The organism is Colwellia sp. BRX8-5 (assembly GCF_014077325.1).
GTDB lineage: Bacteria > Pseudomonadota > Gammaproteobacteria > Enterobacterales > Alteromonadaceae > Colwellia_A.
Map to the genome: position 1 here is coordinate 90,188 of NZ_JACGVR010000011.1, position 13,722 is coordinate 103,909.

A 13,722-nucleotide genomic window follows, 5' to 3' on the forward strand; every position below is an offset into this window, starting at 1 on the left:
TCTGCAGGTTAACTAGCAAATTATTTTTGATAGAGTTTTTTTTCAATAATGTAATGATGTACGCATTCTGTTAAGTGATTATTGTGTTTATTATTGCTTAAAAGTTGTTGGCGTATTTCACTTGAAGAAATATTAAGCGACTGGTTTTGATGGAAAATAATGCCGCCGGCATCTTGTTGCTTTATTTCTGCTAGGTCATCTATTTGATGGTTTTTTAATAGTTCTTGGGTGGCGGTATTAATTTGATTTAATTGATAGCCAGGTCGAATATTGACGACAATATGGCATAGTGACAAAATAGTTTGCCATTGATGCCATAGGGTAAAGTTAAGGAACGAGTCCATACCTATGATAAAGAAAACCCGACTGTTGGGTTGTTCTTGTTTTATTTCACGTAGACTTGTTACGGTATAAGAAGCGCTATGTCGTTTTAGTTCGCGATTATCAAGCTGAAATAATGGCTGCTGTTGGCAAACAAGGTTCACCATAGCTGTTCGGTGCTTAGCGCTGGCTGTTGTGGTGTTTTTATGAGGTGGCAAATGCGCAGGTAAAAAGAAGAGTTGTTCAAAATTAAGCCATGCTGCTGTTTCTTTAGCTGTTTCAATATGGCCATTATGAATAGGGTCAAACGTTCCCCCCATTATGGCAATATTTTTCTTAATTTCGCTTACTTGTTTAGCCGAATTCATAATCTAAATTGAATTTTTTGGTGGTTTGTCCGTGATAGAGACTTATACAAACATCTGCCAATAATATAAAATGGTTAAAGTCACTACTGGTTTTACTGATCAAATCAGTTTGTGCTAAACGCGCTTGAGCTTGGTAAATATTGTCACGACTAATATGGTTAAGGGCATACTGATACAGAGGTTTCTTTTTATCCCAAATCCGGTGTTTTTTATAAATACTATCGATACTCTCACCTTGTTCAATTTGCTCTAGCATAGTTGATAATTGCGTTATCTCTTTGTGAATAAACCAAATAAGCTGACCGATTGCAGCCCCTTCGTGTTGCAGTTGATCTAACATGCCAATGCACTTTGGCAGGTCACCACTAAGTAAGGTATCAACCACCTGAAAAGGATTGAATTTTGCTTGTTTAATCAGTAATTTTTCTGCGTCTTCAGCAATAATTAGTTGTGTACCAAACAGCAATGAAAATTTTTGTAACTCTTGCTCTAAAGCCGGTAAGTTACCTTCAAAAAGCTCTATCATCAATGGGGTAACATCGTGATGAATATTTAATTTATGCTGTTTGATTTGTTGATTTAACCACTGTTGTAATTGACGACCTTCAATATCATAAAGGGGGACAAAACAACCTAACTGTTCTAATGATTTAAACCATTTTCGTTTTTGACCCGCACTGTCAATTTTAGGACCATGAAAGATTAGCTGTACATCAGGATGAAAGTTTTCACTGAGTTTAAGTAGTATTTTACTGCCGGCGTCAGCTATTTTTCCGGTGACTAGTTCTATTTCAATGATGCGCTGTGCTGAAAATAAGCTCATCGCTTGATACTCTTCAACCAAAAGGTTCCAGTCAAATTTATCGTCAGCACTAAAACGGATAACTTCACTAAATCCCTGTTGCTGACAGTGCTGTTTTATTGTGGTTAAGCTGTTGTTCTTTTGCCAAGGCTCATCACCAAAAACTAACCAAACAGGCTTAAAGCCCTGATTGAGGGTATTAGATAGCTGGTTATGATAGATCCGCATTAGATTTTAATCGTAGAGAGGTCGCGTAAGATTTTATTAGCCGCTTCTTTGCGCATTTCGCTTAACATTAATTCCAGTTCCCGACTTTTAGCAAGCGCAATATTGGGATCATCTTGATAATCGCGATTAAGTTCAAAAACAAAAGAGCGAACATCCTTTTGTGAAAGTACTAGCTGATATCTAACGGTATAAATCAATTCGTATTCTGCCACTTGCCCATTTGGAAATACGGATAAGGTGCGACGGTTTAGGCTGTCTTTTGAAAGTTTAAGTTGCGGGACATTCTCTGTAGCTTGGCTCAGCAACTTTATTTTATTTATCGTTAAGTGCTGCTTAACTTGGCGAGTAAGCTCTCCAAATTTATCAGCGGAACTTAAGTGCAAAGTTTGCAGTTGCGGCGATAATAAATAATCACCGCGTAAAGCAAAGCCACAGCTTGATAAAAACAAGGTGAATAACACCAAAGTAGCCGCGGCTACCCGTGTTTGGTGTTTTGTCGTTTTTTTGTGCATATGGCTCATTTTTATTACCTTTGTAGGACTTTTTCGCGATTAGTTAGCAACAATGTTTAAAAGTTTACCCGGTATATAGATAACTTTACGAATTGTCTTATCATCAATAAAGCGGACCACTGTTTCATCACTTAAACCTAAGGCTTCAACTTCTTCTTTGTTGGCGTTGGCTGAAACGGTAATTTTTGCACGTACCTTACCGTTAACTTGCACAATAATTAACTTCTGGTCTTCAACCAAAGCACTCTCATCAACGATAGGCCAAGATGCTTCTTCAATCGAAGCATTATCGTTATTAGCGCCGCCTAATGTTTTCCAAATTTCATGACACATATGTGGTGTAATTGGTGTCAACATTATAATGACCGCGCGAACGGCTTCTTGCATAACCGCTCTGTCTTCAACACTGACTAAACTTGCTTTCGATAAATGGTTCATTAATTCCATAATTGAAGCTATAGCTGTATTAAAGGTGTTTCTTCGGCCAATATCATCACTGACTTTTGCTATAGTTTTGTGTAACTCGCGGCGTAATGTTTTCTGCGCTGCATTCAAGGTTAATGTGCTCAATAAAGCCACTTCGCCATGTTCTTTTACTTGTTCGCTAAAATCAAAGGCGAGTTTCCAAACACGCTTTAAGAAACGGTGTGCACCTTCAACACCTGAATCAGACCATTCAAGGGTTTGCTCTGGTGGTGAAGTAAACATAATAAATAAACGTACAGTATCTGCGCCATATTTGCCGATAACTTCTTGTGGGTCGATGCCGTTATTTTTTGACTTTGACATTTTACTCATACCAGCAGAAATAACTGGTTTGCCATCAAGCTTGCTAACAGCCGAAGTAACTTGTCCTTTTTCATCACGCTCAACGTCTACATCTGTTGGTGAAATCCAATCTTGACCACCATTATCTGCCTCGCGGTAATATGTATCTGCTAGAACCATGCCCTGACATAATAACTTTTTAAACGGTTCATCACAGTTTACTAAACCTGCGTCACGCAATAACTTGTGGAAAAAACGTGCGTAAAGTAAATGCAAAATAGCATGCTCAATCCCGCCGATGTATTGATCAACCGGTAGCCAATAATTTGCTTTGGCGGGGTCAATCATTTGTGTATCATCGTTCGGTGAACAGTAACGTGCGTAATACCAAGAGGATTCCATAAACGTATCAAAGGTATCAGTTTCACGGAATGCTTCTTCACCGTTATAAGTGGTTTTTGCCCACTCAGGATTGTCTTTAATCGGTGATGTAACGCCATTCATGATGACATCTTCAGGCAATTCAACGGGTAACTGGTCAAGAGGTACCGCGACAGATTCACCATTTGCTAGGTGCATCATAGGAATGGGAGTACCCCAATAACGCTGACGAGAAACACCCCAGTCACGCAATCGGTAGTTAACTTTTACAGAGCCTTTATTTTCACTGATTAATTTTTCTGATATCGCTTTAAAGGCCGCTTCAAAGTCTAAACCGTCGTATTCGCCTGAATTAATTAATAATCCCTTTTCAGTAATTGCTGTCTTACTGAAATCGTCGTCTTTGCTACCAGCAATAACTTGGGTAATCTCCAAGCCGTATTTAGTGGCAAATTCGAAGTCACGTTGGTCGTGGCCAGGAACAGACATTACCGCACCTGAACCGTAATCCATTAAGACAAAGTTTGCTGCCCAAACTGGAACGATGTTACCGGTTAGTGGGTGAATCGCTTTAAGACCGGTATCGGCACCTTTTTTCTCCATCGTTGCCATATCGGCTTCGGTAGATTTATTGGTTTTGCATTCAGTGATAAAGTCGTTCAATGCAGGGTTGTTTTTTGCTGCAGCTAAAGCCAGTGGATGCTGCGCAGCAAGTGCTACGTAAGTAACTCCCATGAGTGTATCTGGACGTGTGGTGTAGATGTCAAAGCTTTCATCTGAATCTGCAACTTGGAAGGTCATTTCAATACCTTCGCTGCGGCCAATCCAATTACGTTGCATAGTCTTAACTTGTTCAGGCCATTCAGTAAGTTGGTCTAAATCTGTAAGTAACTCTTCAGCGTAATCAGTAATTTTAATAAACCACTGTGGAATTTCTTTACGTTCAACCGGTGCGCCTGAACGCCAACCACGTCCGTCAATAACCTGCTCGTTTGCCAATACTGTTTGATCAACGGGATCCCAGTTGACCGTAGCATTTTTCTTATAAACTAAACCTTTTTCGTAAAGTTGCGTAAAGAACCATTGTTCCCATTTGTAATAGTCTTTTTTACAAGTCGCTAATTCACGGCTCCAGTCGTAAGCAAAACCCAGTGATTGTAATTGGTTACGCATGTAATCAATATTTTCATAGGTCCATTTAGCCGGCGCTGTTTTGTTTTTAATTGCCGCATTTTCTGCAGGCAAACCAAATGCGTCCCAACCCATAGGTTGCATAACATTTTTGCCTTGCAGGCGCTGATAGCGAGAGATAACATCGCCTAAACTATAATTACGCACATGCCCCATATGTAAACGTCCACTTGGATAAGGGAACATAGCAAGACAGTAATATTTTTCTTGGCCGGGCTTTTCTTCGGCTTTAAAGGTATTGTTATCAGTCCAAAATTTTTGAACTTGCGCTTCGATAGCTTGGGGATTGTAAATGGATTCCATTAAAGATTTCTCAAACACTTTAGAATGTGGTGTTCATTAGCCAATCAATAGTAAATTGACCGCGATCATGAACGCATAAAAATAATGGCGATAGAATACCTTATATACCTGTCTCACATCAAGATACTGTTTTGAGCATATTGAAGTAAAGTAAGGATATGTTATAGTTTTTAGAAGTTTATTTGATTTGTTTTTCTATAAAGCTATGACTAGCTATACTTAATCTATAAGTCGTCGAGGAATGTGTTATGAAATCAAAAAATAGTGTTTTTCAAGAGCTTTATCAAGCTTTAGTTACATGGGCTGAAGATGTTAACCAGCATGAGATAACTGATATCGTTAACAAAGTAGAGCAAAGTAAGCTTTACTTGCAAGCGGCAGAAAAATTACCCGAAGAGAAAGTTAAGCAGTTTGTTGATAATTTACGTTTTGATATCAACGAATTTATTATTCAAAATGAAGCACAAGCCAAACATTCCCTTTATTTAGGCTTACTCAATGAGTCTTTCTGGAAAAATATGCAAGCGATCACTGATAAGTCACAAGTGGAGTGGTCAGAGCTTGATGAAGATATTAAGCATCGTGGTCTATATAAAACGGGCGACTTTATTGGTTTTGGTTTGTTAGAGTGCCAGCATTGCCAAGAAAAAATAACATACAGTCATGCGGCGGATGTTGCTGATTGTTTTAATTGCGGCGGTAGTTCTTTTATAAGGTTACCCTTTGCTCCTTAAAACGAAGCTGGGACGCCACTAAAATTTACTAATTATTTAAAATGAGGGTACACTGGCAGTATTAAATTTATTAATTATTATACGCTTGTTTTTTAAGCGTTATCAGTGAGATATTGCATGCCTTCATCCGTTAAGTTAACTTCTTCAATTACTCGGTTACCTGTTGAAAAATTAACTGCTCAATTATCTGCTGAGCAGTTTTCTAATGCTGAAGTCACTCCTGATGTAGAGCAAATTATTATCGGTCATGCTCGCGCTAAAGAGGCGCTTGAATTTGGTTTGTCTATGGAGGCTCCCGGTTTTAATGTTTTTGCTATGGGAGAGCATGGTACGGGTAGACAAACCTTAATTAAACAAATGTTAGCGACAACCGCTGGCAATCAAGAAACACCTTATGAATGGTGTTATATCAATAATTTTGATGATGTTCATGCACCGCACAACCTCTATTTAAGTCCCGGAGATGGTAAACAATTATTGGCACGTATCAATACTTTTATTGATGAATTATTAGACTTATTTCCTGAGATTTTTGATAACCCAAGTTATCAACGACAAAAGTCGGCGGTTGATCGCGCATTTAATAAAAAATATGATCAAGCCATCGCTGAAGTCGAAGAAAGTGCTTTAAAAGATAATGTTTTATTGTTTGAAGAAAATGGAGAGATTGGTTTTTCACCGCTGGTTGAGGGAAAACCTTTAAATGATAAAGAATTTGCCGGTTTAGATGAAGGTAAACGTGCTGATTTTTATCTGTTGCTAGATAAATTAGAAAATTTCCTCTCTGAAAAATTGATTGAATTACCACAATGGAAACGCATCTCATCTGATAAATTACGTAAATTAAAAAATGAGACTGCAGAACAAGCTATTCGGCCGTTTCTAGAAGAATTAGAGCATGAGTTTGCCAGTAATATTGGCGTGTTAAAGTACTTGTCAAAAGTAAAAACCCATGTAGTTGATACTGTTTTAGAAATTCTTGTTGATGAAAGTGTTGAGAACAGAAACGATAAAGATGCGCGTAAACTTATGGTTGAACAATTTTTACCTAATTTACTCGTTTCTCAAAAACCTGATGCTGGCGCTCCTGTTATATATGAGCAAAACCCAACTTTTCAAAACTTATTTGGCCATGTTGATTTCGCGAGCTTTCAAGGAAGCACCTATACCAGTTATCGATTAATTAGACCTGGAGCGTTACATAAGGCTAATGGCGGTTATTTAATTTTAGAGGCAGACAAGCTACTCAATCAACCCCTTGTCTGGGCACGTTTAAAATTAGCGCTTAAATCACAAGAAATTACCATTGAAAATCCTTACTCTGAATATAGTCAACCGGGCTCATTTAGCTTACAACCTGAAAAAATTCCATTAAACGTTAAAGTGATATTGCTCGGCGACCCCGAAATTTATTACATGTTGCAAGACTATGATCAAGAGTTCACCGAATTATTTAGGGTCTTAGCAGACTTTGATCAGTATCTTGAAAGTAACGAAGAAAATCTTAATGATTACGCTCATTTGATTCGCCAGCGTGCACATAAATACAACTATCCACATGTCAGTAATGAAGCTGTGTTAGAGCTAGTGCGCTATGCATTGAGACGTGCAGAGCATCAACATAAAATTTCGGCTAATATTGTTCAAGTAAACGACTTACTTGATGAAGCTTTTTATTTGTGGAAGAAAACAGACAACAAAGGTCATTTAACTGCCAGCCATGTTGCTTTAGCGCTTGCAGCTAAACAGCGAAGAACTGGCCGAATGAGTGAGGCATGGTTAGGTGAAATAAAAGAAAAACAAGTATTGATTGACACCCAAGGGCACCATATCGGTAAAGTAAATGGTTTAACTGTCTTAGAAATAGGGGACAGTGTTTTTGGAACGCCTGCGCGCATCACAGCAACCGTTTATGCGGGAAGTGAAGGCGTCACCGATATAGAAAGAGAAGTAGACTTAGGTAAGTCTATTCACTCCAAAGGTGTGCTGTTATTAACCGGGTATTTAGGACATAAATACGGGCAAGGTTTTCCAGTGTCAATTTCTGCCAACCTTGCAATAGAACAGTCTTACGGACATATTGATGGTGACAGCGCGTCTATGGCGGAACTTTGTGCGCTTATTTCTGCTATTTCTTTACTGCCAATTAAACAAGGCTTTGCCATTACTGGTTCGATTAATCAGCACGGAGGTGTGCAATCAATTGGTGGCGTTAATGAAAAAATTGAAGGTTTTTATCGTTTATGTAAAGACGAAGGCTTAACGGGAAAGCAAGGGGTTATTATTCCGCGCACCAATGTTAATAATCTGATGTTAGCGGACGATGTTATTGAAGCGGTTAAAAACAACCAATTTGCCATTCACGCTGTTGAAGACATTGATCAAGCATTAGAGTTGCTGATGAATGAACCCGCTGGAGAAATTAGTCGAACGGGGCGCTACCCAAGAAAATCTATTCATGGTTTAGTTTTAAATAAACTTTCACTTTTTTCTGATTTGTTAACGGGTGCTGACGAGTAATTAAAATATTATCTACGTTTAACTGATTTTAATATAGGTCAGGCATATATAAGCGTCTGGCCTTTTTTATATCAATGTCTACATAAAATGACCGATATAGCTCAGGCCACAGAGGATTACTTGTCAGTATTTGTAATTTAACCATAGCCGTTTCTTTTTCACGGCCAATCTCATTACCCCTGTTATTTATCTTTATTGGTATTAAATACATTTTTCTGATTGTTTTTTGAACAAAATGATTTATATACCTTGAATAATAAATAAATGTCAGTATAATGCGCGCCTCGATAACAGTGATTCTGACTTGAATATTTTCTTTCACACTGGTTATACGAAATGAGTGGGGTTTTCCGCCCAATAGACTTCTTAGCTAATATTCTTTATTAGCCCTATGTTCTTTAGTGAACGTGCCTTAAGTCTTCCTGGTGGTTTCCTCGTATATAACGCGGAATGTTTTGGTTACTTTTAACCTATTCCGCCACAAGAGAAGACAAAATTTATGACTACTTCTAACGATGCTCCTGTGAGCTTTGACTCTTTAGGCTTGCCTGAAACTTTATTATCTGCTGTAAAATCTATCGGTTTCGAAAACTCAACTGATATTCAAGCAAAAACTATTCCGCCATTATTAGCGGGTAAAGATGTTTTAGGTGAAGCACAAACAGGTACAGGTAAAACTGCTGCCTTTGGTTTACCTGCATTGGCTAAAATTGATGTTTCATTGAAAAAGCCACAGTTAATGGTGTTAGCACCAACACGTGAATTAGCGATGCAAGTTGCTGAAGCAATTGAAAGCTTCGGTAAAAATATGAAAGGTTTATTGGTTGCTACTTTATACGGTGGTCAATCATACCAGCCACAATTTCAACAATTAGAGCGTGGCGCTCAAGTTGTTGTTGGCACACCTGGTCGTTTAATGGATCACTTACGTCGTAAGAGTCTAAAACTAGGTAACTTATCTTTTTGTGTACTTGATGAAGCTGATGAAATGCTTAACATGGGTTTCCTTGAAGACATTCAGTGGATACTTGACCATTTACCAGAAACGACGCAAATGGCTTTGTTCTCTGCAACTATGCCACCAGCAATTCGTAAAATTGCTAACCGTTTCTTAAAAGATCCAGAACATATTAAAATTGCTGCTGTTAAACAGTCAAAAGCAAATATTTCTCAATTTGCTTGGAAAGTTAGTGGCATTCGTAAAATTACCGCTTTAGAGCGTATAGCTGAAATCGTTGATTACGATGCGATGATAGTTTTCGTACGTACTCGTAGCGACACGGTAGAAGTTGCAGAACAATTAGAGCGAGCTGGTTACCCAGCATTAGCTTTAAACGGCGACATGAACCAAGCACAGCGTGAACGTTGTATCGAACAAATGAAATCAGGTAAGTCATCTATATTAGTGGCAACTGATGTTGTTGCTCGTGGTTTAGATATTCCACGTATTTCATTAGTGGTTAACTATGATTTACCAGGCGACAATGAAGCTTATGTTCACCGTATCGGTCGTACAGGTCGTGCAGGTCGTGAAGGTATGTCAATTGCATTTGTTCGTCCTCGCGAAATGCACTCTCTACGTCATTACGAACGTTTAACTTCAGGTGTTATTAACACTTATGAATTACCAAATATTGAAGAAATTGGTAAAAAACGTATTGAACGTACACGTGTTGAAATGGCACAAATTGTTGCAGATAAAGATTTAGTAAACATGCGTGAAATTGTTGAAGCAATGGCCAATGAATCAGAGCTTTCTATGACTGATTTAGCTGCAGCTTTATTGTTCCAAAAACAATTAAACCAGCCATTACAACCAAAAGAAGATCCTAAGCCTCGTCGTGAAACGCGTGAGCGTAGTGACCGTGATTCTAGAAGTGAGCGTGGTGGTCGTAACGAAAGTCGTGGCGGCAGAAATGAACGTGGTGGTGAACGTGGCGCTGAGCGTGGTGGCGAACGTGCTCCTCGTAAAGTTAAAGTTAACCGTACCGACGTTGATTGGCAGACATACCGTTTAGAAGTAGGTAAAGAGCATGGTGCACGTCCTGGTGATATCGTTGGCGCAATCGCTAACGAAATTTCGTTAGATAGTAGCTACATTGGTGCAATTAACTTACATGATAAACATACTTATGTTCAGTTACCAAAAGGCATGCCAGAGAAATCATTTGAGCAATTAAAGCGTGTTAAAATTCGTCGTCAATCATTAGAAATTACGGTTTCAGATGTTAAAACGGTTGAATCAACACCAACAACTGATCGTCCTCGTAAACGTCAAGAGCGTTCTAATCGTCCTAGCTAGTCGATACATAAATAATAAAAAGGTACGTATATCGTACCTTTTTTTATGCCTGTAATTTACCAAAAAGCATGAATACTTTAGCGTTAATTAGTCATGTAAACATAACTGAACAGCTGTTGGCTAAGCACTATATGGCTTGTCTCGACGTCGAATACATTCCGCACAGATAGCACGTACATTTTCTGTTACGCTGCGATGTTTTATTAGATTTGCTTTGCGCTATCTCTTCATTGAAAACCTAGTAATAATGCACCCATTGATTCTTTAAGAGAGATAAACATGACTGATGTAAAAAATCCACTTAACCTTCGTGGTATAGAATTCACTGAATATGCGACACCCGATTCAGATTTTATGGAAAACGCTTTTTATGGTTTTGGTTTTTCAAAAACGAAAAAGTTTAAAGGTCGTGATATCGATTACTTTAATCAAAATGATATTCATTTTTTATTAAACAATGAAAAAGCAGGCTTTTCAAAAGAATTTGCTAAAAGCCATGGTCCTGCTATTTGCTCTATGGGCTGGCGTGTAGACGATGCTGATTTTGCTTTTGAAGAAGCGATTAAGCGTGGTGCTAAATCTGCGGCTAACGAAGACAACAAATTACCCTATCCAGCTATTTTTGGTATTGGTGACAGTTTAATTTATTTTATTGAGAAGTTTGCAGCATCAACGACTAATCCGGGTTCTATCTACGAAGATGACTTTGAAGCGATTGACGCTCCGGTTATTAACGAAGATAAAGGTTTTTTACGTGTTGATCATTTAACGAACAATGTTCATCAAGGTACGATGGAGCATTGGGCTAATTTCTATAAAGATATTTTTGGCTTTACCGATGTGCGCTACTTTGATATTAAAGGTGAGAAAACTGCACTAATTTCATACGCGTTAGCATCGCCTTGTGGCACTTTCTGCTTACCAATTAATGAAGGTAAGGGTAAGAAGAATAACCAAATCGATGAGTACTTAGATGAGTATAACGGTCCTGGTGTTCAGCATTTAGCCTTTATCAGTGATGACTTAGTTGGTTCTTTAGACAAGTTAGATAAAAATATTATTGATACCCTTGATATCGTCCCTGAGTATTATGATGACGTATTTAAACGCATTCCTTGGGTTAAAGAAGATCATAAACGCATTCAAGATCATCAAATTCTTGTCGATAGCCAAAAAGAAAACTCGTATTTATTACAAATTTTCACTAAAAATATTTTTGGTCCAATCTTTATCGAAATGATTCAGCGTGTTGACGACCAAGGTTTTGGAGAAGGCAATTTTACCGCTTTGTTTAAATCTATTGAGCTTAACCAAATGGAAAAAGGTACCGTTTAATTTTTATAAATTAGCGGTATAATGATCAAAGGTCTGCTTATGCAGGCCTTTTTTGTTGCTATTTTTCGTTTGTTTAATTGGCTTAGTTGCTTGATTTTTAAAGAATAAACTTAGATGTAATACAAATCAATCAAGATTTATTTTAAGGTTTTCTTAGCTAGGTTGTAAGGGAAGAGTATTGTTCAATAATACGGTTAATCGTTTGTTTCTCATTATCTTTTGCGGCCAGTAACATACGCTTATAATGGCCAATGGTTTTCGCTAAATATTGTTGATGTGATTTAATCGACAAATCCCACATTTTATCACCGGTAGGTGATATTTTATTTAAAGGGTTATCAATGTCGGCAGATGCACCAAACTGTTTTTTGACATGGATAATTTCATAGCAACGTTTGTTTTCAGTAACGATACATTCATCCAGTAAAATAAAATTATGAGCTATTAGGGTTTGTCTTACAGGGTAGTTGTAATGCACGGGGCAAACGATAAACTCTATTTCGCTTGTTGGGGGAACGAGCGAGTTTTGCTGAAAATTAGTGATGATACTTTCAATAAAACTAATGAGTAGCTCTCCACCAACGCCAGCAATAATAACTAACTGTTTATCTTGTATTGCCAACGGTAGCTTTGCGACATCAATACAATGGACCTGCCAAGCTTGAATATAGTCGTCTGCACTAAAGTGCTTTTGTAATAATGATTCAAGATGCGTGGTTAATGAGGGAACAATATCGACAAAATGCACGGTGTCAGCTGTTTGGCGCTTTAATAATGTTAGTCCCAGTAAACCATGATCACAGCAACAATCCCAAATGCTTTGATAGTGAGTACTGACCATATTATCTATTTTTTGCAATCGTTGACTAATGTTTCTCATCTGCGTGCTTAAACCAAATTAAACCAAATTAAACCAATTTTTTTGCTGGCTTTCATCGAGAAAACTCCAAGCAATAAAACGACTGATTTTTTGTCCTTGCGCCATATCTATAACTTTTATTTGTTTGGCTTTCGACTTATTAAGCGTCTGCTTTAGTTGGCTAATGTGGTCTTTTTTTGACACTAAGCAGGTAAACCATAGCACTTGTTTTTGGATAGATTTACTTTCTTTTATCATCTGATTAATAAAGGCAAGCTCGCCACCTTCGCACCATAATTCCGCATTTTGACCGCCAAAATTTAACGGTACACTGGGACTGGTTGTTAGCGAGGGGTTGAACGTTTTTTTATTTGCCGCTAAATTTTTGACTTTCCGAGCTGACCCTTTTGTTGCCTCAGCCAATGAACGATGAAAAGGAGGGTTACACATGGTTAATTCAAAGCGATCATCTTCTTCAATGATGCCATTAAATATTTGTGATGAATTCGGCTGTAAGCGACAAGTAATCGATTTTTTAAACGACTTGTCAGCAGAGATTATTTGCTTGGCAACTTTAATGGACGTCGGATCTATATCGGTGCAAGTAAACTGCCATTGATATTCACGTTGACCTAAAATAGCATAAATACAACTTGCCCCAGCGCCTATATCAAGCACTGATACTTTGCTTTCCTTTAAGGTTGAATTTGCAGGGAGTGATATTGCTAATAAATCAGCAAGATAATGAATATAGTCGACTCTGCCAGGGATAGGTGGACATAAATACCCCGTAGGTATATCCCATTGATTTACTTGATAGTGATATTTCAATAATGCCTGATTAAGTGCTTTTACCGCCTTTGCATTGGCAAAATCAATAGATAAGTTCTGATATTTATTGGTATGAACAAAGGGTTTTAATGTCGGTAACGACTGGCACAGTGCTAAAAAATCATAACCGTTGTTATGGCGGTTGCTTGGATGAAGGTTTTGTTTTAATGGCACGAATTTTCTCTACAAATAAATATCCCTAACATTTTAACATTTCCTTTATAGCCATGCCACATGATAATAAATGATAAGTTTGTCGTATATAAA

10 protein-coding genes are annotated in these 13,722 nt (G+C 37.9%); 4 read left to right on the top strand and 6 right to left on the bottom strand.

Annotation, left to right across the window (positions count from 1 at the left end; all coding sequences use genetic code 11):
• Positions 1-20: 20 nt before the first annotated feature.
• From nadD to leuS, 4 genes are read right to left on the bottom strand one after another with little or no spacing between them, the layout of a single operon-like run.
• Positions 21-689: a nicotinate-nucleotide adenylyltransferase gene (nadD, locus tag H4J62_RS09690; protein ID WP_182215011.1), complete on the bottom strand. Its 669-nt coding sequence runs from the start codon at positions 687-689 to the stop codon at positions 21-23.
• Positions 676-1,719 (bottom strand): DNA polymerase III subunit delta, encoded by a 1,044-nt coding sequence (gene holA, locus H4J62_RS09695; RefSeq protein ID WP_182215009.1) that lies wholly within the window; start codon positions 1,717-1,719, stop codon positions 676-678. The genes nadD and holA overlap by 14 nt, the downstream gene beginning before the upstream one ends.
• Complete coding sequence (gene lptE / locus H4J62_RS09700; protein ID WP_259364662.1) at positions 1,719-2,240, bottom strand: LPS assembly lipoprotein LptE; 522 nt, start codon at positions 2,238-2,240, stop codon at positions 1,719-1,721. The genes holA and lptE overlap by 1 nt, the downstream gene beginning before the upstream one ends.
• Before the next feature lie 30 nt (positions 2,241-2,270).
• Positions 2,271-4,874, bottom strand: a complete 2,604-nt coding sequence (gene leuS / locus H4J62_RS09705; RefSeq protein ID WP_182215007.1) for a leucine--tRNA ligase — start codon at positions 4,872-4,874, stop codon at positions 2,271-2,273.
• 248 nt (positions 4,875-5,122) lie between these two features.
• Here leuS and H4J62_RS09710 point away from each other — a divergent pair, with 248 nt between their 5' ends.
• The 4 genes from H4J62_RS09710 to hppD all read left to right on the top strand — a co-directional run bounded on the left by H4J62_RS09710 (position 5,123) and on the right by hppD (position 11,765).
• Entirely contained in the window at positions 5,123-5,608 is a 486-nt protein-coding gene (locus H4J62_RS09710; RefSeq protein ID WP_182215005.1) for a zinc ribbon-containing protein, read from the top strand.
• A 117-nt stretch (positions 5,609-5,725) separates the two neighbouring features.
• A complete protein-coding gene (locus tag H4J62_RS09715) occupies positions 5,726-8,128 on the top strand; it encodes an ATP-binding protein (protein ID WP_182215003.1) in 2,403 nt (800 codons plus the stop codon).
• Between the two features lie 499 nt (positions 8,129-8,627).
• Positions 8,628-10,430, top strand: a complete 1,803-nt coding sequence (locus tag H4J62_RS09720; protein ID WP_070376112.1) for a DEAD/DEAH box helicase — start codon at positions 8,628-8,630, stop codon at positions 10,428-10,430.
• Between the two features lie 279 nt (positions 10,431-10,709).
• Positions 10,710-11,765: a 4-hydroxyphenylpyruvate dioxygenase gene (hppD, locus tag H4J62_RS09725; protein WP_070376113.1), complete on the top strand. Its 1,056-nt coding sequence runs from the start codon at positions 10,710-10,712 to the stop codon at positions 11,763-11,765.
• 157 nt (positions 11,766-11,922) lie between these two features.
• Here the strand turns inward: hppD and H4J62_RS09730 are convergent, their stop codons facing one another.
• Positions 11,923-12,645, bottom strand: coding sequence for a tRNA (adenine(22)-N(1))-methyltransferase TrmK (locus H4J62_RS09730; protein WP_182215002.1), 723 nt, complete (start codon positions 12,643-12,645; stop codon positions 11,923-11,925).
• A gap of 18 nt (positions 12,646-12,663) precedes the next feature.
• Positions 12,664-13,629, bottom strand: coding sequence for a 23S rRNA (adenine(1618)-N(6))-methyltransferase RlmF (gene rlmF / locus H4J62_RS09735; protein WP_182215000.1), 966 nt, complete (start codon positions 13,627-13,629; stop codon positions 12,664-12,666).
• Between the last annotated feature and the right edge of the window lie 93 nt (positions 13,630-13,722).

Bases quoted from the DNA above. Each gene is read 5' to 3' on its own strand.
- nadD (WP_182215011.1), bottom strand. From the start codon at position 689: ATGAATTCGGCTAAACAAGTAAGCGAAATTAAGAAAAATATTGCCATA.
- holA (WP_182215009.1), bottom strand. From the start codon at position 1,719: ATGCGGATCTATCATAACCAGCTATCTAATACCCTCAATCAGGGCTTT.
- lptE (WP_259364662.1), bottom strand. From the start codon at position 2,240: ATGAGCCATATGCACAAAAAAACGACAAAACACCAAACACGGGTAGCC.
- leuS (WP_182215007.1), bottom strand. From the start codon at position 4,874: ATGGAATCCATTTACAATCCCCAAGCTATCGAAGCGCAAGTTCAAAAA.
- H4J62_RS09710 (WP_182215005.1), top strand. From the start codon at position 5,123: ATGAAATCAAAAAATAGTGTTTTTCAAGAGCTTTATCAAGCTTTAGTT.
- H4J62_RS09715 (WP_182215003.1), top strand. From the start codon at position 5,726: ATGCCTTCATCCGTTAAGTTAACTTCTTCAATTACTCGGTTACCTGTT.
- H4J62_RS09720 (WP_070376112.1), top strand. From the start codon at position 8,628: ATGACTACTTCTAACGATGCTCCTGTGAGCTTTGACTCTTTAGGCTTG.
- hppD (WP_070376113.1), top strand. From the start codon at position 10,710: ATGACTGATGTAAAAAATCCACTTAACCTTCGTGGTATAGAATTCACT.
- H4J62_RS09730 (WP_182215002.1), bottom strand. From the start codon at position 12,645: ATGAGAAACATTAGTCAACGATTGCAAAAAATAGATAATATGGTCAGT.